This window comes from Pontibacter indicus, from assembly GCF_900156345.1.
GTDB classification, from domain to species: domain Bacteria; phylum Bacteroidota; class Bacteroidia; order Cytophagales; family Hymenobacteraceae; genus Pontibacter; species Pontibacter indicus.
In genome coordinates this window covers 715,902-734,444 of record NZ_FTPP01000001.1, presented here as the reverse complement: position 1 = coordinate 734,444, position 18,543 = coordinate 715,902, and the positions used below count along the sequence as shown (strand labels likewise).

Below are 18,543 nucleotides of genomic sequence, written 5' to 3'. Positions count from 1 at the left end.
GCAGGCTATAAAATTTGAAGTTCTGGTAACGTGAAGTTTGTTATGCAACCTGGTTTTGTGAGTACAGGCACCTGCTACCGGCTCAGATGCTCTCTTTCTGCCAGCTTGAAAATGTCGCCCAAGGTATAGGTATGCACGCCGGGCTGGGCGGCTATACCTGCGTTGATCATGGCCTGCGCCACTACCTTGTCTTCGTAGGGTTTGTACTTGCCAGCTATACCTACTTTGTCTAAAAAGTGCATCACCTTGTAGGCCAGTTCTTCGCCGAAGCGTTCCTCCTTGCGGTCGCCGTGCAGCAGACCGGGCTGGATGATGTTGATGCTTTGGAAAGGGAGCTGTTTCACGGCTTCTTCCAGCGTGCCTTTCATGCGGGAGTAAAAGATCATGGAATCCTTGTTGGCGCCTGAGGAGGAAACCAGCACATAGGCCGGAATGCCATTCTGCGCAGCGACTTCGGCAAATTTGTACTGGTAATAGTAGTCGACTTTGTACTGCTGGTTCTGTCCACCTGCCTGCTTCAGGGTGGTGCCGAGCGTGGAGAAAAACACATCGCCCTTCACCAGGTGCTGCCAATCCTCGGGTTTATCGAAGTCGATCAAGTGCTCTTCCAGTTCAGAGTTGGCTATACCTAAGGCGCGTCTGCCGAACACGATCACCTTGCCGAAGCGGTCATCGGCCAGTAGCTGCTGAACGAGTTGCTTTCCTACCAGGCCGGTTGCGCCAATTACGAGTGCTGTTTTCATTTGCGGTTTATCTGTCTTTTTTCTATTGCTATACCTGCATTTCGGGCTATTGTTTTCCGGCACCCGTCAGCTGCACCGAAACCTCCCAAAGCTTTGCGGCGATTTCGGGATTTGCCTGCGGATTCCGTCTGCCAGGTCTGCGTTCATAATAATACTCCCCGTCCTGCCAGTCCTTGCCGGGTTGGGTATTGATCAGCCAGAGCAGGGTGTCGGCGCCTTTTTCCGGGGAAATCATCAGGTAGCGGCCCAGCAAACCTTCATACGCCCAACGGATCAGACCGCCTCCCTCCCGCGCAAAGCCTGTCCCGACCACGCCCGGATGAAACGATGCAGCCCACACACCCTTAAAGCGCTGGCTGATTTCCATCGCATGCAGAATATTCATAAGCTTAGCCGCTCCATAGGCCGACATGCTTTTGTAGTTCTTTTCATTTTCGAGGTCGTCGAACTTAATGCGTCCCATCAGGTTGGCGGCGCTGGAGGTGTTGATCACGATCGCCTTGGAAGCCTCCAATCGTTCCTGTAGCAGCAGCGTGAGCAGAAAGCCCGACAAATGATTGACCTGCAGCGTGGTTTCGTGGCCGTCTTCGGTCAGGCGCCTGTCTGCTATGATGCCGCCCACGTTGTTAACCAGCACATCAATGCGGGGGTATTTGGCCAGCAGGTTCTGAGCAAAAGCGCGCACATCGGCAAAGCGGGTGAAGTCCACCAGGTAATAGTCGCAGCTGATCTCCTCTGCCAGTTTACGGGTTTCATCGGAGCGCCCGGTAATCACGATCTTCGCCCCTTGCCGGCGCAGGCTTCGCGCTGCTGCTGCCCCAATGCCGGAACTACCGCCCGTGATGATGATCGTTCTGCCACTGAGGTCTGCCTCCATGCTGGTTTGGTTTAAAGCTTAAATGCAGGCAGATGTCCTGCCAGGTATAGTTAATTTGATTCGGAGTTATACGGTTGATCCGGCTTTTGGGCCGAGTAATGTTGTAATGGTCGAGGGCCCCTACCCCCGGTCGAATTGACAAGAAAGGCCAAAAACAAAAATCCCCTGCGCTTTCACGAAGAGGATTTTTTGTTGTCAATTTTATTTTCAGACGGACGACTACAACTTACTCAGATCGCCCTCTAACTTAAGCATGATGTTGTGGAGTGACTGCTCGCCCATGCGCCCGGCTTCCAGTTCGAACTGGTCCAGGTATAGCCAGGTAAATTTCTTCGATGACTTCCAGAGGTTGCGCAAAGGCTCCTGCGTATTCTTCACCATTTCCTCGCCGCTGGCTACCACGGCACCGTTCTCGAGCAATTGGTAATGCAACACCAGATCGGTGGGGCGCGGCGTAATGGATTCCTGACCCGATGTCAGATTCACAAAGATCAGATAAATGACGCTGCCCTTGTTCTCGTACATGAACTGGCCGGGCGTCTGCCGGATATCGACCACCAGCTGCCTGCCGCCCAGTCTGTTCTGCAAGTCGAGCTTGTCGGCGGCCTGATACATACCCCGGCTGACGGCGGCGGTGGCCAAACCCGGATCGAGCTCGCAGGAAATGGTCGAGTTCCAGCCCCAGTAGACCAGCGCAGGTATAAACGAGCGCTCCAGCTGTTTGTATTGATGGCCCGCCTGTTCGGTGGCCGGTGCTTTCACCACCAGCGCCTCTTGCAGCGTTGGTGTGGCCTGCTCGGTCTGCACACGCTGCTCCACAAACGAAGCGTATTTCTTGGTGCCCACACAGCTCGACAGGCCCAGTGCTGCCACCAGCAGCCAGGTAAAGTTTTTCATCAGGAAATGTTTTAAGGTATAGCCGCCACCTGCCAGACTGGTCTTTTTGATACCAAATCCAGGTATAGCCGGTGAGCAGCTGACAAATATAATACTTAAACCATATTGCCAAAACCAGCCTGTATACCTGATGTTATTTTTTCTTAATTTACATTTCAAATAGCATCAACTTATACCTTAAATCCTTCCACTCATGGCACAAGTATCGATCAAAAACTTCGACTGGAACCGCGACTATTACGCCTATGTATGCATCGGTGGCTACGAGTGTTACAGCGGACGCTTCCGCGCCTGGAAACTGTACAGCCTCACCAGCGACGCCGTCAAAACGCTCAGTCAGCGACCGGAGGAAGTAGAAGCGCTGTTTGAAACGCAGGAAGAACTCGAGGCCTACATCAAAGCGCTGCATGCCCAACAGGTGCAGGAAATGGACGATATCCAGCTGAACAAGATCGGCAAGGCTGGCGGCGACCAGTTGATCATCAGCTCGATTTTGTAAGCACCAGCGCGGGCAATTCCGAACATTTCCGGTGGAGGCTGGTTAAGTATTTTTCTTTTGCGTAAAGAGAACATTTGTGAAATAACGCTCTCCGGACTATGAAAAATATCAAGGCACTTGCCATCCTGAACACCGTATTTTTTCTGCTGCACCTGGTGCCTTCGCAACTCACGCAGCTGGAGCTTTTCAATGGCCAAACCATCGGCGAGGTATCTTCCAAATACCCGGCGCTCTTCACGCCGGCTGGCATTACCTTTTCCATTTGGGGTATCATTTACCTGGGGCTCACCGCATTTTGCATCTACCACTTTGTCAAGGCCTATAAAGAACCCGCCCGGCACGAAGCCAACGAGGACCTGCAGCGGCTTGGCTTTCTATTCATGCTCAACAACCTGGCCACCGGCGCCTGGACCATCGCCTGGGTGAGCGAGCAGCTGGTGCTATCAGTGGTGCTGATGCTGATCCAACTCATCACGCTGCTGCTCATCCACCTGCGACTGGATATTTTTGACAGGAGCCGCTCAACTGCCTCCATCTGGTTCACGCAGGTGCCGCTGAGCCTTTACTTTGGCTGGGTTATCATCGCGACGGTCGCCAACATCAGCGCTGCCTTGGTAGGTTTGGGCTGGGATGGATTTGGGCTGAGCGAAGGACTCTGGACGATGATCATGATCGTAGCGGCCACCCTGATCGTGGTATTCGTAGTCTTTAGCCGAAGCAACCCGGTCGTGGGACTGGTCGGCATCTGGGCGCTCTACGGCATCATCCTCAAGCACCGCGAGCTAAGTATAGCGGAAAGCCCGCAGATCATCACAACGGCCTGGATCTGCCTGGCAGTCGTGGCCCTAGTGGCGGGGCTAGTGTTGTTCAGGTATAGGCAAACGGTGCCGGAGCAGGTATAGCCGGGCTATCTTCAAGGCCGCCCCTACTCTGTCATTTCGACGATAGGAGAAATCTGACATCCTATACCTGCCCGTTAGTGACAGGCTATACCTTGCGAAAAGCGATTTCCCCTTCCCGGCTACGTATTCTTTCCCTATCTTGAGCCGCTGATTAAGGGCGCCTTGTTTAACAACAGCCCTGCCCGGAGACCAAGATAAAAATGAAACGATCACTCTGCTTTTCCTTCCTACTGCTCTGTTTCGCCTGCACCGTCCAAAAGCCCATGAAGTTTCCGAAACGCCCTGTCACAGCTTTGTCGGGTTCGGCGTTTTACCAACAAGCCGCCGGCTATACCTGGCAGCAGCGCGATTCGCTGGCCGTGCGAGAAATCCTGAGCGGCAACATGCCGGCCTTCTTTCAGAAGTTCGTGCCTATACCTGTGTCCGCTCAGACCGCCGACGGTAAAACGATACAGGCGACTTTCTACGCCAGTCCGGACTATGTGAGCATCGGACACGAAACCGACTGGGCGCGCATCCCCCTCACTCCCATGGCCGCGCAGCAACTGGCCGACAGCCTGGGTTGCTTTCTGCCTACCCGCAAAATCGTGGACGCCATTTACCGCCAGGCCAGCGTGAAGCTGGAACCGCTCCCCCTCTACGCCCTCCGCGACAGTACCCCAACTTTCTACCACCATCACCTCATGATCGAAGGGCAGCGCCAGGGACGAAAAGGACTGATCGCCGGCATCAAGAAGGATATCGTGCTCAGCAGCAAAGTGAGCCAGGACCCACGCCCCAACCGGGTCGCCATCTACGGCTGGCACCGCCTCAACGGCAAGCCCATACAGCCCCTCTATACCGGGCACATCAACTGGTACGTGGATTACAGCCATGGCATCCGGCTCATGCACCGCAAAATCAAAGTCAACGGCAAGTGGTTGGATTATACCCAGGTGCTGCAGGATCCGGAGCTCAAGCAGCTGCTTTGTGATGAGGAGGTTTGTGATTTTGTGAGGTATAGGTATTAGGTAGGTGGTAGTTGGAGCATGATTCAGAATTAATAGCCACAATACGCGCGGAAAAATCTAGCACCTATACGTTCATAAATTGCCGATCACCATGCGTGCGGACAGGTCACGACCTGTCCCTACGAGGTTGGTGGGTGTGTTTCCTGGTAAAAAACATCGTTGTCCCAAAGGGCGGGATTGTGGTGGATGTATTGTTCTATCTGCCGGTAAGCTTTTTCGTGGCGGATGATGTGATCATGAAAAGAGCGCTGCCAGGCAAAGTCCACCAGACCAGCCTGCCGTATCAGTTTGGAAGTCGTCGTCTTATAAGCGCCCATCAACCCGGATAAAGATTTCACCCTCGTAGGGACAGGTCGCGACCTGTCCGAATCGTGCACTGTACTGTCCGAATCGTGCACTGTACTATCTGAATCGTTCCCCAACATATCCGAATCGTACCTTAACTTTTCCGGATCATCACCTTTCTTGTACAAACTTTCATCCGAATCGCCGATGGACAATCGTTCAGGTGCAGACAGGTTCGTGGTAAGTGCGGACAAGTCGGGGAAATATGCGGATTGGTTCGTGGAATGTGCGGACAGGTCGCGACCTGTCCCTACAAGGGATGGATCAATTTGGATAATGGCATGCACATGGTTTGGCATCACCACGAAGGCATGTATAAACACATACGGATATTGTTCTAACAGCCATTGCCATTGATTTTCAGCAATACGGCCAAACTCGTTTAGTTGCATTTCCCCATTCGCCACAACACCAAAGACACAGGCTTTCTCCAGTACGCAAGCGGTCACAAAATACAGCCCTTCTGTGCTGTAATCATACCCCAACAACCTATTTCGTTTCCGATCCGGTAAAGCCATAAGACAGGTATACGGCCAATCCCCCTCGTAGGGACAGGTCGCGACCTGTCCGCACGCATTGTGACCGGTTTCTGAGATTTTCAAGGGTCGATAGGTGCAACTTACCTCCAAGTTGAAACAGCCCTGAATGCTATTCAGGATGGTTGGGGAACGATTCGGGTAGTTTAACCGGTGCACGATTCGGACAGGTCGCGACCTGTCCCTACGAAATATTTCATTTGATCTATATATTTCTCTATAATTTCCCTATCTTGAGCCTTTGTTTCAACACCGAGTACACCCTTACATGGCCAAGAATAATACCCCTGCCGCTAAAGCAAAAGCGGATATAGATTTTGAAAACGAACTCTGGAATGCCGCCAACGAACTACGCGGCGCTGTAGCTGAAAACCAGTACAAAGACTATGTGCTCTCGCTGCTGTTTCTAAAGCACCTCTCCGAACGCTTTGAGATACGCAAGCAGGAACTGCAGCTTTCCTTCTTTGACCCGCAAAGCGACTACTATAACATAGAACAGCACGAGCAGACCGAAGTGCTGGAAGACGAGCTGGAGTACCAGGTAAAGAACGTATACCGTTTGCCGAAAGAAGCCACCTGGACCTACCTGCGCGAGAACGCCGAGCAGGACGACATAAAGGTGAAGGTGGACCAGGCTTTTGTGCTGATCGACGAGATACTGAGCAAACGCAACCCCGACTACAAAGGCGTGCTGGAGCCGATCTTCGTGAAGAGCCAGCTCTCCCCTACGCAGGTGGCCGGGCTAATCAACCTGTTCTCCAAAGAGAAGTTCTCCGAGATCAACAACCCCGAATCTGACATCTACGGCCGCGTGTATGAGTACTACATCGGCAAGTTTGCCATGGCCGAAGGCTCCGGTGCGGGGCAGTTCTTTACGCCGGGCTCGGTAGTGCGTTTGCTCGTGGAAATGCTAGAGCCGCTCAAAGGCCGCATCATGGACCTGGCCTGCGGTTCGGGTGGTATGTTTGTGCAAAGCCTTAAGTTTCTGCAGGCGCACGGTGGCGACAAAAACGACATTTCCATTTACGGGCAGGAGCGCTACGAAGGCACGCTGCGCCTCTGCAAAATGAACCTGCTGCTGCGCAACCTCTCCTTCGACGTGAAGCTGGGCGACTCGCTGCTACAGGACCGCTTCCCCGACCTGAAGGCCGACTACGCCCTCATGAACCCGCCGTTCAATATCAGCAACTGGCACCCCGAGCTGCTGCCCGATAACGACCCGCGCCTCTTCGGGGCCAAAGACACTTTCACCACCCCCGGCAACGCCAACTACATGTGGTTCCAGACGCTCTGGCACCACCTCTCGGAGCGCGGCACGGCTGGCGTGGTGATGGCCAACGGCGCCATGACCACCGGAAGCGCCGGCGAAAAGAACGTGCGCGAGCACATGATACAGCAAGGCATGGTAGACTGCATTGTACAGATGCCCGATAAGCTGTTCCTGACCACCGGCATACCGGCCTGCATCTTTATACTAAGCAAGAACCGCGACGGCCGCGACGGCGAGCACCGCGAGCGTAAAAATGAGATTCTGTTTATTGATGCCCGCAAGCTGGGTACCATGGCCAGTCGCCGCCTGCGCGTGTTCGAAGATGCCGACGTGGCCCGCATTGCCGACACCTACCATACCTGGCGCAACATCGGCGGCAGCTACGCCGACACTGAAGGCTTCTGCAAGGCCGCAACTATAGCCGAAGTGGCCGCCAACAATTACGTGCTCTCGCCGGGCCGCTACGTGGGCTCCGAAGCCGAAGAAGACGACGGTGTTCCGTTTGAAGAGAAGATGAAGCTGCTGACCACCGAACTGGCCGCTCAGTTTGAAGAAAGCGCCCTGCTGGAGAAGCGGATTCGGGAGAATCTGGAGGGGATTGGGTTTTCTCTCTAGTATAGTTTTACAAAGAGGTTACAACAATGAACAATTTATAATGAAAGTATACCTGAAGAGCATAGTCAAGCAGCTAAGGAATTTTAGCGCTACACTTGATAAGACAGCAATCTTGATTGATAAACCGTGGGCTATGATTGATGAAGATCAGCAAATGCAAAAACTGATTTTCAAGAAAAATCATGAGCTTATACTTTCAAGAAATGGTAAGGTACAAACTGGAAGATGGGAATATTTACGTGAGGCAAGATCACTAATTATTGATAGGGGTGATGATAAAATTCTTTGTAATGAAGCCTTCATAGATAAAGGTGTAATGATCCTTAGATTAGATGGTACAGACAACCAATTCTTTGTTTTAACTAATGAAAACGTTGTTCCTGATTTGGATGCATACAGATACCTCAAAGAGTTGCGATACCAAAAGCTCAAGCTTATTGAAAGCAGACTTGCCGATGGTAAAGTGCTAGAGATTAAAAGAAAAGATGAGCATTTCAATATTCCTCGAATTGGTGATTCTGTTACGATTGAAGCTGACGATGTTCAAGATGGTAAGTACAAGCTCACTAATAATCAGCTATTCGAAATTCAGTCTAACAGGATTTATAAAATACTAACTGAAACTAGATATACTAGTCCTGAGGGTGTTGAGATTATAATTGAACAACAACTACCCGACTATATTACTGCTGGGGATTACGTGTACCAGTATGGTAAACAAGTGAATAGCGGCACTTTAAATTTCTCGAAAAGAAAAAATCTAATTGTTCAGGATGGGAAAGTTGTGAAATTAGAAAACAAGCTAAGTCTTCTAGAGTCATTATCAAATTTTTTCGGAGGATAATGGTTTTTTAATGAGGCGAAATTGAAAGATTCTGATTAGCATCATCACGTCAGAAAATCTTTACAATAGCCACCTATAATAATAAGAAAGTTATAGTTTTAAAATTTAGATAAGTTGATTAAGGAACTTCAATTAAAGAACTTCAAAAAGTTTAAGGATAAAACTATCACACTTTTACCATCAGGTGTGTCAGTATTAGCTGGTGGTAATAACTCTGGAAAGTCATCAATTTTACATGCTTTAGCAATATGGGAATTTTGTAAAAATTATCTTATTAATCAGAAAGGAAATGGCTCTATATATTACGGTTTTAAAGGAGCTGGTATTGGTATCAGTATAGATGATTTTACCCCAATTAATATACCGGCATTAAATTATTTATGGACCAATCTAAAACCTAAGGCCAGCTACTCGTTATCAATAAAGTGCGTTTGGGATAATCCCTCCAAGGCTGACTGCTTTTTAGAAATTGGTCTAGCTTTAACTCAAGATAGGCTTTTTATCAAACAACTGAGTAGTAATTTAGTGGCAAATGATTATGTACCAGTAATCGCTTACATTCCCCCTTTTGCTGGTATAACAGATAAAGAACAATGGTATTCTCCTGCTGATAGACGAAAGTTAATAGGAAGAGGTCTAGCTGGATCTGTGTTACGGAATACTATAATTGAAATGAATAATGATCTTCTGAAGCTTAAGGAAGAAAAAAAAGGTAATAAAAAGAAGTTAGGAAAAAGAGATTACGAATACATACGAGCTACCTCACCACTTGAAATCCTAAATAAAGTATTAGCAGAGACTTTTCAGAGTCAAATAATTCCCCAAAATTTTGATCCTGCTTTTCATAATTATGTAAGAGTAGATTCAGTAAAAGGGAATTATGTTAATGAAAAATTTACGCCCCATAAAAGTTATAATAAAAGGGATATTATGGTTGAAGGGAGTGGTTTCCTTCAATGGTTAAGCGTCTATACTTTTGCTTTAAATGATAGCGTAGATATTCTTCTTCTTGATGAGCCTGATGCACATCTTCATTGTACATTGCAAACATTATTATTAGATAAGCTTGTTGAAATTTCTCAATCAAATAATAAACAGGTGTTAATGGCAAGTCACTCTACAGAAATAATAAAATTTATATCTGTAAAGAAGCTGCTAGAAGTAAATCAGAAGACTGTCAGATACTTAACTAATGAAAATCAAAAAATAGCTTTAATAGCTGGACTTGGCTCAAGTTATTCGCCAAAGATTAACCAACTCCAAACCCATAAGAATTTGTTATTCGTTGAAAATGAGTCCGACATTGATTTTCTAAAGTCTTGGGCTTCAATACTTGGCTTATCATGGCCAAAAAATCTTGTTGCGTGGGCAGTTGCCAATAAACACTCTCAAAGGAAACACCTTTTTACTCATTTGGCTCAAGAAATATCAGGAATAGAAAGTATAAGTTTGTCCGACCGAGATAATGATTTATATAGTACCACAAGTACAAATTTGATTGACAATAATTTGCCAAATCTATCCCTAAATGGATCAACATTAAGATATAGAAAGTGGAGACGATGGGAAATAGAAAATTATTTAATATGTGTACCTGCAATAGTCAGGACTGCTAATTGTTCTGAACAGGATGTTAATACTTTACTTCAAACTAAATTCAGCATTACTTTTCCTAGCACTACATACCTACAAAGTGATCAAGTCACAAGTAATAAAGTTTTATTTGAACTAGAGGGAAAAGAAATTATTGAATGTATTGAAAATGAATTTAAAATAAATAAGCATGAAATAGCCAAATCAATGGCCTCAACTGAGATTCCAGAAGATATAAAAACTTTGATTAATGAAGTAATCTCAATGTGCAGCTAAATACATTAAACCACAAGTAAAAAAAGTAATCACTAATGACTACTTGGACCACATATAAATTAGCCGAAGTGTGCTCTAAAATAGGTAGCGGTGCCACACCCAAAGGTGGTAAGTCTGCTTATATCTCTGAGGGTATTTCATTAATCAGGAGTCAGAATGTGCTTGACTACACTTTCACAGAAGATGGCTTAGCTTTTATCAATGAAGCACAGGCAAAGGCTTTGGCCAATATGAAAGTACAAGAGCGGGATGTGCTGGTAAATATTACGGGTGATTCGGTTGCCAGAGTATGCCAAGTGCCAAGTGAGTATCTGCCAGCAAGGGTAAACCAACACGTAGCTATACTTCGTGCTGATACTTCTAAGCTTTCTCCTGAATTCCTTAAGTATAGCTTGCTAACAAAGTATAACAAAGACAGGCTTTTATCACTTGCTTCTACTGGTGCGACACGTAATGCCTTGACTAAAGGTATGCTGGAAGAATTTGAGATTTTAGCACCAGAAGATGTGGCAGTTCAGAACCGCATAGCCGAAATCTTATCTGCGCTGGATGACAAAATAGAGCTGAACCACCGCATGAACCAAACGTTGGAGCAAATGGCGCAAACGCTCTTCCGGCAGTATTTCGTGGATGGTATTGATGAAGAGAATCTGCCGGAGGGTTGGCGAGTTGGGAAAGTAGGTGATGTTATATATCAATCAAAGAACCCAGTTAACCCATCGAAAGATCCTGATAAAGTATACTTACACTATAGTATACCTGCATTTGACAGTACTCAAAGACCTAATGAAGAACTTGGTCATACCATACTTAGCAGTAAATTTATAGTTAAGTCAAACTAAATTTTGTTCTCAAAACTCAATCCTCGGTTTCCAAGAGTATGGAATATCGACGAGGTTGATGAAACAAGAGCAATATGTTCAACTGAACTTTTAGTATTCATACCTAAGGCTTCAGAGTGGTACAGCTTTGCATACCTTTTACTGAGCAGCGAAGAAGTAAAGAATGATTTAGTTGGTAAAGCAACTGGTACAAGTGGAAGTCATCAAAGGGTAAAACCAAGCGAAATTTTAGAATTGGGAAGTGTAATACCACCTAAAGAAATAGTAACTGAGTTTGAGACTAAACTACGTCCACTTCTACAGAAGAAGCAACAAAATCTAATGGAGATTGCCACTTTATCTAAGACAAGAGATACTCTCCTACCCAAACTCATGTCAGGAGAAATCGACGTAATGCAAAGCAAACTGACCGAACAGCATGAGCCAGTACTTAGCTGAAGAAGCCATTGAGCAAGCTGCCATTGCCTGGCTGCGTGAACTGGAGCCCTATACCTACCAACACGGCTCCGATATAAAGCGCGACCTGAGCAAAGCCGTGCTCGAAGATGTGTTTGAGCAATTTCTGCAGCGCCGCTACCCGCAGGTGCCGCAAAAGGTGTTGGCCGAGCTGAAGCAGGAGTTCCTCTACAACAGCGGCGCAGACCTGCACCAGCGCAACCACGCCTTTCACCTCAAGCTTAGCAAAGGCATCAGCAAAACCTGGAAAGACGACCTAGGCAAACAACACTTCGGCCACTTCTACCCCATCGCCTACGACGATATTTCGCAGAACGAATTCCTGGTAGTCAACCAGTTTACCATCATCGGCAAAAGCAAACGAATCCCCGACCTGATCATTTTCGTGAACGGCCTGCCGCTGGTGCTCTTCGAATTCAAAAACCTGTTCAACCAGGACGCCACCGTTGAAGCCGCCTACAACCAGGTGCAACACTATACCTACCAGATTCCGCAGCTCTTCGAGTACAATGCCTTGACGGTAGTAAGCGATGGCCAGACCACCCTGCACGGCATGTACAGCAGCGGCCTGGAGTGGTTCGCCGCCTGGAAAAGTATTGACGGCCGCGAGGTAGTCGGCAATGGCTTCGCGCTGGAAACCCTTATCAAAGGCCTGCTCGTGCCCGAGCGTCTGTTGCAATACGTGCGCCACTACATCTTCCACGAGCTCGACAAGGGCCAGCTGATCAAGAAAGGCGCCAAGTACCACCAGTTCTTCGGCATACAATACGCCCTGCAACAAACCTTGCAGTCGGTAAAGCCCTACGGCGACGGCCGCATTGGCGTGGTATGGCACACCACCCGCTCTGGCAAAAGCATTACCATGGCCATTTACACGGGCATCCTGCGTCAGCTGAAGGAGCTAAAGAACCCAACCATTGTGGTGCAGGTAGACCGCTTCGACCTCAACCGCCAGCTTTTCGACGACTTTGTGGCCGCCAAAGACTTGGTAGGCGATGTAAGTATTGCCAACACCACCGACGAGCTGCGCGCCCTTTTGAGCGGCGATAGCGGCGGTGTGGTGTTCAGCACCGTGCAGAAGTTTAACCTCAAAGACACCGCCACTGGCCGAGAGCTGGAACACCCTGTGCTGAGCAACCGCGACAACATCATCGTGATTGCCGACGAGTGCCACCGTACGCAGTACGGCCTGGTGCAGGGCTTTGCCAATAACCTGCGCCGCGCCCTGCCGCAGGCGAGTTTCATCGGCTTCACGGGTACGCCCGTCGACAGCAAAGACGCCGACACCGTGGCCGTGTTCGGCGACATCATCCATACTTACGACATCCGCCAGGCTACCGAAGACAAAGCCGTGGTGCCGATCTACTACGAGCCGCGCCTGGCCAAACTGCACCTGGGCAACGAGCAGCTCGAAGAAGAAGCCGAAGAGATCACCGGCGGTCTGGAAGAGAACGAGAAGAACAAAATACTGTGGGCTGCCATGGAAGACGCCGCCGGATCTGCCGCCCGCGTCGAAGCCATCGCCAAAGACATCCTGCAGCACTATACCACCCGGACTAAAAACCTGGAAGGCAAAGCCATGATCGTGTGCATGAGCCGCCGCAACTGCGTGAAGCTCTACAATGCTCTGACGGCATTGGAAGGCTGCCCGGAAGTAGCCGTGATCATGACCACCAACATCGCCAAAGACCCGCCGGCCTGGCACCCACACGTGCACTCCAAAGAAGAGATGGAAGGTATAAAAGCCCGCTTCAAAGATCCGGACGATCCGCTCAAACTTGTGATTGTGCGCGATATGTGGCTCACCGGTTTCGACAACCCGGCCATGCATACCTTGTATGTCGACAAAATAATGAGCGGCCATAACCTCATACAAGCCGTCAACCGTGTCGCCACCGTTTTCCGCGACAAACCCAGCGGCCTGATCGTGGACTACATCGGCATCGGCGACAGGTTAAGGGACGCTACCAAAAAATTTACTACCCCAGACAGAAAGAAAACATTAGCTTCAACTATTGAGGAAGCCTTCTCACTTTCTTCAGATATGATAATGCTTCTGCGTGAGCAAATGCCAAAAGGCTTTTCTTACAACAGCTGGCCTGCTATCGCAGAAAAAGAGAGATTTAAGCTCATCAGCCAGGCGCTAAATCATATCGTGAAGGATGACGACGAGTGTAAGACTTTTATGCTGAACGAAAAGAAGCTGACCAGCCTAGCCCCTATTGTTAAGAGCCACAGTGCCATTAATGATATAGCGGTAGACATTATATTCTTTCAGCATCTTGGTGCTGCCGTTCGCAAAGTAAAGTATCCCAACACAAATATTAAAAAGAAGGAAAATCAAATAAAGGAACTTTTACACCGAAGCATTGAAAGCGAGGAAGTAATTGATGTTTTCAAGATGGCCGGTATTGAGAGCTTCGATATATCCATCATCAATGACGCTTTTCTGGCAACAGCCAGGGAAGAGAAGAGCGGAACTGACTTAAAACTGGAGCTTATCAGGCAGATTTTGAACGATGAGATAAAGTTACGATCAAGCAAAAATCTTGTAAAGTACCGCAAGTTCAAAGAAGAGGTCGATCGTATCATCGATCAGTATCATAAGAACTTTTTCGATAATCTTTTGGCTCTGCAACAACTGATCAACAATGTTGCAAAGCCGCTTCAGGAAGAAGACCAGCGCCTCCAGAAGTTAGGCTTAACCCAAGAGGAAGAAGCCTTTTACGAAATCCTGGCCAACCATCCGGATGCTGTGCAGGATTTTGTTTTGATCAAAGAGCTAGTTAAAAAGATACTTGCTGAAGTAAAGAAAAGTGCCTCTCAACCGGACTGGTACAAAAAAGAAGACACCAAAGCCCAGCTACAGCTGGCTGTGAAAAAGGTGCTGAAATTTAAAGTTAAAGCCGAGTTGCAGGAGATACTGGAAGAGATTATGGAGCAAGCCGAGGCCAGGTATAAGGAATATGATATGAGTGTGGCTTAGACTAAATTGAAAATCAACTTAACATTATAGTATGTCAAAATTTATTACCGGAGGAGAGCTTTCAACAGCTGTAGATGAAATTATATGGAAAGCCAAGGAAAACCTTATGATTGTCTCCCCATTTATTAAACTTGATAATCATTTCAGAGAGCTTTTTGATAAACAACGTCACAACCATAAGTTGCATATTCTTCTTATGTTCGGGAAGAATGAAGGCCGAGTTGATAAAAGCTTTAACAAAGATGATCTTGAGTACTTTAAACAATTTCCAAACATTAGCATAGTATATGTTCCAAAACTTCATGCAAAATATTATGCAAATGAAAAGGTAGGAATAGTAACATCTATTAATCTCTATGACTATTCTTTTGAGAACAACATAGAGTTTGGTGTCTTATATGAAAGTAAATCAAATGGTTTCTTCTCTTCTAAAAGTACAGATGCTGAAGTTTGGAACACTTGTATAGATATAGCTAATGATAATGCTGTTATTTACATCAATCGGCCAATGTATCTTGATTATGACTACAGAGGCTCGAAAGTTCTATGTGATCTTACAGCAGAGTTGTATAATGGCAAATCTGTTACAACCTCGCATAAACTTGATGATTTTGATGATGAGCTAGATTTTGAGGAAGTGTTTAATAAAATGCCAAGCCGTACTCCTGCTAACAAACCTGGGAAGGTGGTTTACAACGATTCAAAGACTAATTATTCAAAGTCATTCGAACCCGGTTATTGCATTCGCACAGGTGAGAAAATACCTTTCAATCCCAAAAGTCCTTATAGTTATGATGCATACAAAAGCTGGGCATATTGGGGAAACGAGGATTTCTCCGAAAAATATTGCCATTATTCAGGTGAAGCATCTAACGGAGAAACTAGTATGAGAAAACCTATACTTCATAAAAACTGGAAAAAAGCTAGTGAAATAAAGAAGTAAAAAATTGCGTCCTAACTTCAGTCAATCAATAACAACATGCAAAAGTATTCCGTCAATCAGTATCTAATCGAGACTGTCTTAGCCTGGGTTAAGTCAGGCGAAATTGCCATACCTGAGATCCAGCGGCCTTTTGTGTGGGACGGCTCGAAAGTGCGCGACCTTATGGATAGCTTGTACCAGGGCTATCCTGTCGGATACGTCATAGCCTGGAAGAACCCTAACGTCAAGTTAAAAGATGGAACACTTAGCGAAGGGAAAAAGATACTGATAGATGGGCAGCAGCGCATCACTGCTTTAACAGCGGCTATACTTGGTCAGTATGTAGTTAATAAAAACTATAAAAGGGTCAAGATAAAAATTGCTTTCAATCCATTGGAAGAGAGATTCGAGGTATTGAACCCTGCTATTTCGAAAGACAAAACATGGATACCAGACATTGCTGATGCTATCAATGGAGATCTTTTTGAGCTGGCCTCTAATTACTTCGATCTAAACCCGGATGTAGACAGAAAACTGGCACAAAGCGCTTTTACTAAACTTGTTAACATTCCAAAAAAGCAGATTGGCCTTATTGAATTAGCGCCAGATCTCGACATTGAAACCGTAACGGAGATATTCATTCGAATCAATTCTAAAGGAGTTGTTCTAAGCCAGGCAGATTTTGCCATGAGTAAGATCGCTTCTAACACAGAATACAACGGAAATCAACTGCGCAAAGCGATTGACTACTTCTGCCACTTAGCCATTGCACCGGACTACTACAGACACATAGTAGATAATGATCCAGCATTTGCCAGTACCGAGCTCTTCCAAAAGATGCAGTGGCTAAAGTCTGAAACAGAAGACTTGTATGACCCGGATTATACAGATTTAATTCGAGTTGCCTTTACCTCAAAATTCAATCGTGGGCGTCTTTCTGACCTGGTTAGTTTGTTGTCAGGCCGTAATTTCGAAACTCGAACATTTGAAGAGAGCATCGCTGAAAGTTCTTTTGCCAAACTAAGGGAAGGCGTTATAAACTTCATCAACGAATCGAATTACAAACGCTTTATCATGATAGTGAAGTCAGCCGGCTTCATATCACCTAAATTGATCCGATCACAAAACGTACTCAACTTTGCATACATCTTATACCTGAAGCTGCGGGAATTAGGTGAAAACTCCGTGGCAATTGAAAGCCATGTGAGGCGCTGGATGGTATATTCTATTTTGACCGGCCGTTATTCTGGCTCTCCAGAAAGTGTGTTTGACTATGATATCAAGCAAATCTCTAACAGACATTTTGCAGAATACCTTAGTGAAAAAGAAGAAGGCGAATTATCAGAAGCTTTTTGGAGTGCTTCTCTTCCACAAAGTTTAGACACCTCAGTTGCCAGTAGTCCTTACTTTTTAGTTTTCCTTGCCGCACAGGTAAAAGCAAATGACAAGGGCTTTCTTTCGAAGGATATTTCTGTTGCTGACCTGATCATACACAAAGGCGACATTCACCATCTATTCCCGAAAGAATACTTGAGGAAAAATGGCTTGGCACAAGGTAAATACAATCAGATTGCAAATTATGCTTACATGCAATCCGAAATCAACATTAAAGTGGGCAGTAAATCTCCCGAAGAATACTTTGAATTGATCCACACGCAGATAGAAGAGGAAAATCTGCAATTGACGGGCATCTCTACGCGGGAGGAGTTGAAGAAAAACCTGGACATGAATTGTGTGCCTTACTCAATCGATAATATGAGTATTCAGCACTACCAAGACTTTTTGTACGCACGTCGCAGAATGATGGCGAATAAAATTAGAGAGTATTATTTTTCACTGTAGTGATAATCCAATGATTATCTCCCGATTGATTCTTAGAACTCTTAACAGCTATTCAACCGCCAACATCGTAAATTACAGTACATACCAACGACTCCATTTACCATGTGCGGCAAATATTCGGTACTAGCTAAACCAAAGGGAAAATCGAAAGCTGCGAAGCTGTTGACGAAAAGCCTGAAGGAACCCCATTACAATGCGGCGCCTTCGCAGAACCTGCCGGTCGTAACCAACGATCACCCTGATGCCGTTCAGTTCTTTTCCTGGGGACTGCAGCCTTTTTGGGCGAAGGATGCAAAAGCAGTGAAGCGGGCGATCAATGCCCGGGCTGAAACGCTTGCCGAGAAACCCTCTTTCCGCAAACTGCTGAGCTCGAAGCGCTGCCTGGTGCCGGCCGACGGCTTTTTTGAATGGCAGGTAACGGCACATGGCAAGGTGCCCTACCGCATCCTCCTGAAAGATGAAGACACTTTCAGCTTTGCCGGTCTGTGGGATGAATGGCTGGATAAAAGCACGGGCGAGCTGCTGCATACCTACACCATCATCACGACCGAGGCCAATAACCTGGTGAAGCCGATCCACGACCGAATGCCGGTCATCCTTTCGCCGGAGGCAGAAGAACTCTGGCTCGATGCGCACGAATCACAGGAAGAACTGCTGTCGCTGTTAAAGCCCTATGATGCAACCCAAATGAAAGCCTACCCCGTGTCTCCTCTGGTCAACTCAGCCCAAAACAACGTACCGGAAATACTGAACTCCCTGTAATCTGACTGATACAAAAAGGCAATCTCAAAAGCCAGGTATAAGGAGCATGGAATGAGTGTGGCATGACAGTATCTTCATTTCTAGCTGTCATGTCGAACAAAGGGAGAGATCTGGATCAATCCAGAGTAATGGCAATATTCCAGATTTCTCAGAGCTCCGCTCGCCCCCTTCGACTCGCGTCTCGGGCGTGTTCGAAATGACAAAAAACATTAAGTTGACAGCTTCGAGTTGCGCCCTGCCTGCACAATGGCTTGTCGATGCAACTGGAAATTTAATTGCTCCAAGAGCTAATCCTGCAAATCCTTTAATCCTGTAAATCCTTGGGG

16 protein-coding genes are annotated in these 18,543 nt (G+C 46.9%); 12 read left to right on the top strand and 4 right to left on the bottom strand.

From position 1 onward, the window contains the following. Positions 1–74: 74 nt before the first annotated feature. From B0B12_RS03130 to B0B12_RS03120, 3 genes are all read right to left on the bottom strand, one after another. A complete protein-coding gene (locus tag B0B12_RS03130; protein ID WP_076666023.1) occupies positions 75–743 on the bottom strand; it encodes an NAD(P)H-binding protein in 669 nt (222 codons plus the stop codon). Between the two features lie 46 nt (positions 744–789). Next, positions 790–1,620, bottom strand: a complete 831-nt coding sequence (locus B0B12_RS03125) for an SDR family NAD(P)-dependent oxidoreductase (RefSeq protein ID WP_076666022.1) — start codon at positions 1,618–1,620, stop codon at positions 790–792. A gap of 219 nt (positions 1,621–1,839) precedes the next feature. Then, a complete protein-coding gene (locus B0B12_RS03120) occupies positions 1,840–2,517 on the bottom strand; it encodes a hypothetical protein (RefSeq protein WP_076666021.1) in 678 nt (225 codons plus the stop codon). A 193-nt stretch (positions 2,518–2,710) separates the two neighbouring features. Between B0B12_RS03120 and B0B12_RS03115 the strand changes: the two genes are divergently transcribed. From B0B12_RS03115 to B0B12_RS03105, 3 genes are all read left to right on the top strand, one after another. Next, complete coding sequence (locus B0B12_RS03115; protein ID WP_076666020.1) at positions 2,711–3,016, top strand: hypothetical protein; 306 nt, start codon at positions 2,711–2,713, stop codon at positions 3,014–3,016. Between the two features lie 98 nt (positions 3,017–3,114). Further along, positions 3,115–3,918 (top strand): hypothetical protein, encoded by an 804-nt coding sequence (locus B0B12_RS03110; protein ID WP_076666019.1) that lies wholly within the window; start codon positions 3,115–3,117, stop codon positions 3,916–3,918. 263 nt (positions 3,919–4,181) lie between these two features. Beyond that, positions 4,182–4,928, top strand: a complete 747-nt coding sequence (locus tag B0B12_RS03105; protein WP_076666018.1) for a hypothetical protein — start codon at positions 4,182–4,184, stop codon at positions 4,926–4,928. A 119-nt stretch (positions 4,929–5,047) separates the two neighbouring features. On the opposite strand, the gene B0B12_RS20500 is transcribed toward B0B12_RS03105, so the two are convergent. After that, positions 5,048–5,791: a transposase gene (locus B0B12_RS20500; protein ID WP_212564603.1), complete on the bottom strand. Its 744-nt coding sequence runs from the start codon at positions 5,789–5,791 to the stop codon at positions 5,048–5,050. Between the two features lie 286 nt (positions 5,792–6,077). Here B0B12_RS20500 and B0B12_RS03095 point away from each other — a divergent pair, with 286 nt between their 5' ends. The 9 genes from B0B12_RS03095 (at position 6,078) to B0B12_RS03055 (ending at position 18,217) form a co-directional block, all read left to right on the top strand. Continuing rightward, positions 6,078–7,694, top strand: a complete 1,617-nt coding sequence (locus B0B12_RS03095; RefSeq protein WP_076666017.1) for a type I restriction-modification system subunit M — start codon at positions 6,078–6,080, stop codon at positions 7,692–7,694. A gap of 40 nt (positions 7,695–7,734) precedes the next feature. Continuing rightward, positions 7,735–8,538, top strand: coding sequence for a hypothetical protein (locus tag B0B12_RS03090; RefSeq protein ID WP_076666016.1), 804 nt, complete (start codon positions 7,735–7,737; stop codon positions 8,536–8,538). A 114-nt stretch (positions 8,539–8,652) separates the two neighbouring features. Beyond that, positions 8,653–10,407 carry an ATP-dependent nuclease gene (locus B0B12_RS03085; RefSeq protein WP_076666015.1) on the top strand — a complete coding sequence of 585 codons (1,755 nt, stop codon included), beginning with the start codon at positions 8,653–8,655 and terminating at the stop codon, positions 10,405–10,407. 35 nt (positions 10,408–10,442) lie between these two features. Continuing rightward, positions 10,443–11,249 carry a restriction endonuclease subunit S gene (locus B0B12_RS03080; RefSeq protein WP_076666014.1) on the top strand — a complete coding sequence of 269 codons (807 nt, stop codon included), beginning with the start codon at positions 10,443–10,445 and terminating at the stop codon, positions 11,247–11,249. 3 nt (positions 11,250–11,252) lie between these two features. Then, positions 11,253–11,687 carry a restriction endonuclease subunit S domain-containing protein gene (locus B0B12_RS03075; protein WP_076666013.1) on the top strand — a complete coding sequence of 145 codons (435 nt, stop codon included), beginning with the start codon at positions 11,253–11,255 and terminating at the stop codon, positions 11,685–11,687. Continuing rightward, positions 11,668–14,691, top strand: coding sequence for a type I restriction endonuclease subunit R (locus B0B12_RS03070; protein WP_076666012.1), 3,024 nt, complete (start codon positions 11,668–11,670; stop codon positions 14,689–14,691). Before B0B12_RS03075 ends, B0B12_RS03070 begins: the two co-directional genes overlap by 20 nt. Before the next feature lie 31 nt (positions 14,692–14,722). Continuing rightward, complete coding sequence (locus B0B12_RS03065) at positions 14,723–15,634, top strand: phospholipase D family protein (protein ID WP_076666011.1); 912 nt, start codon at positions 14,723–14,725, stop codon at positions 15,632–15,634. 36 nt (positions 15,635–15,670) lie between these two features. Further along, complete coding sequence (locus B0B12_RS03060) at positions 15,671–17,455, top strand: GmrSD restriction endonuclease domain-containing protein (RefSeq protein WP_076666010.1); 1,785 nt, start codon at positions 15,671–15,673, stop codon at positions 17,453–17,455. Positions 17,456–17,557: 102 nt separating this feature from the next. After that, positions 17,558–18,217, top strand: a complete 660-nt coding sequence (locus B0B12_RS03055) for an SOS response-associated peptidase (protein WP_076666009.1) — start codon at positions 17,558–17,560, stop codon at positions 18,215–18,217. Positions 18,218–18,543 lie beyond the last annotated feature (326 nt).

What these genes read in the sequence shown, in the direction of transcription:
- B0B12_RS03130 (WP_076666023.1), bottom strand. Translation starts at nt 743, where the DNA reads ATGAAAACAGCACTCGTAATTGGCGCAACCGGCCTGGTAGGAAAGCAA.
- B0B12_RS03125 (WP_076666022.1), bottom strand. Translation starts at nt 1,620, where the DNA reads ATGGAGGCAGACCTCAGTGGCAGAACGATCATCATCACGGGCGGTAGT.
- B0B12_RS03120 (WP_076666021.1), bottom strand. Translation starts at nt 2,517, where the DNA reads ATGAAAAACTTTACCTGGCTGCTGGTGGCAGCACTGGGCCTGTCGAGC.
- B0B12_RS03115 (WP_076666020.1), top strand. Translation starts at nt 2,711, where the DNA reads ATGGCACAAGTATCGATCAAAAACTTCGACTGGAACCGCGACTATTAC.
- B0B12_RS03110 (WP_076666019.1), top strand. Translation starts at nt 3,115, where the DNA reads ATGAAAAATATCAAGGCACTTGCCATCCTGAACACCGTATTTTTTCTG.
- B0B12_RS03105 (WP_076666018.1), top strand. Translation starts at nt 4,182, where the DNA reads ATGAAGTTTCCGAAACGCCCTGTCACAGCTTTGTCGGGTTCGGCGTTT.
- B0B12_RS20500 (WP_212564603.1), bottom strand. Translation starts at nt 5,791, where the DNA reads ATGGCTTTACCGGATCGGAAACGAAATAGGTTGTTGGGGTATGATTAC.
- B0B12_RS03095 (WP_076666017.1), top strand. Translation starts at nt 6,078, where the DNA reads ATGGCCAAGAATAATACCCCTGCCGCTAAAGCAAAAGCGGATATAGAT.
- B0B12_RS03090 (WP_076666016.1), top strand. Translation starts at nt 7,735, where the DNA reads ATGAAAGTATACCTGAAGAGCATAGTCAAGCAGCTAAGGAATTTTAGC.
- B0B12_RS03080 (WP_076666014.1), top strand. Translation starts at nt 10,443, where the DNA reads ATGACTACTTGGACCACATATAAATTAGCCGAAGTGTGCTCTAAAATA.
- B0B12_RS03070 (WP_076666012.1), top strand. Translation starts at nt 11,668, where the DNA reads ATGAGCCAGTACTTAGCTGAAGAAGCCATTGAGCAAGCTGCCATTGCC.
- B0B12_RS03065 (WP_076666011.1), top strand. Translation starts at nt 14,723, where the DNA reads ATGTCAAAATTTATTACCGGAGGAGAGCTTTCAACAGCTGTAGATGAA.
- B0B12_RS03060 (WP_076666010.1), top strand. Translation starts at nt 15,671, where the DNA reads ATGCAAAAGTATTCCGTCAATCAGTATCTAATCGAGACTGTCTTAGCC.
- B0B12_RS03055 (WP_076666009.1), top strand. Translation starts at nt 17,558, where the DNA reads ATGTGCGGCAAATATTCGGTACTAGCTAAACCAAAGGGAAAATCGAAA.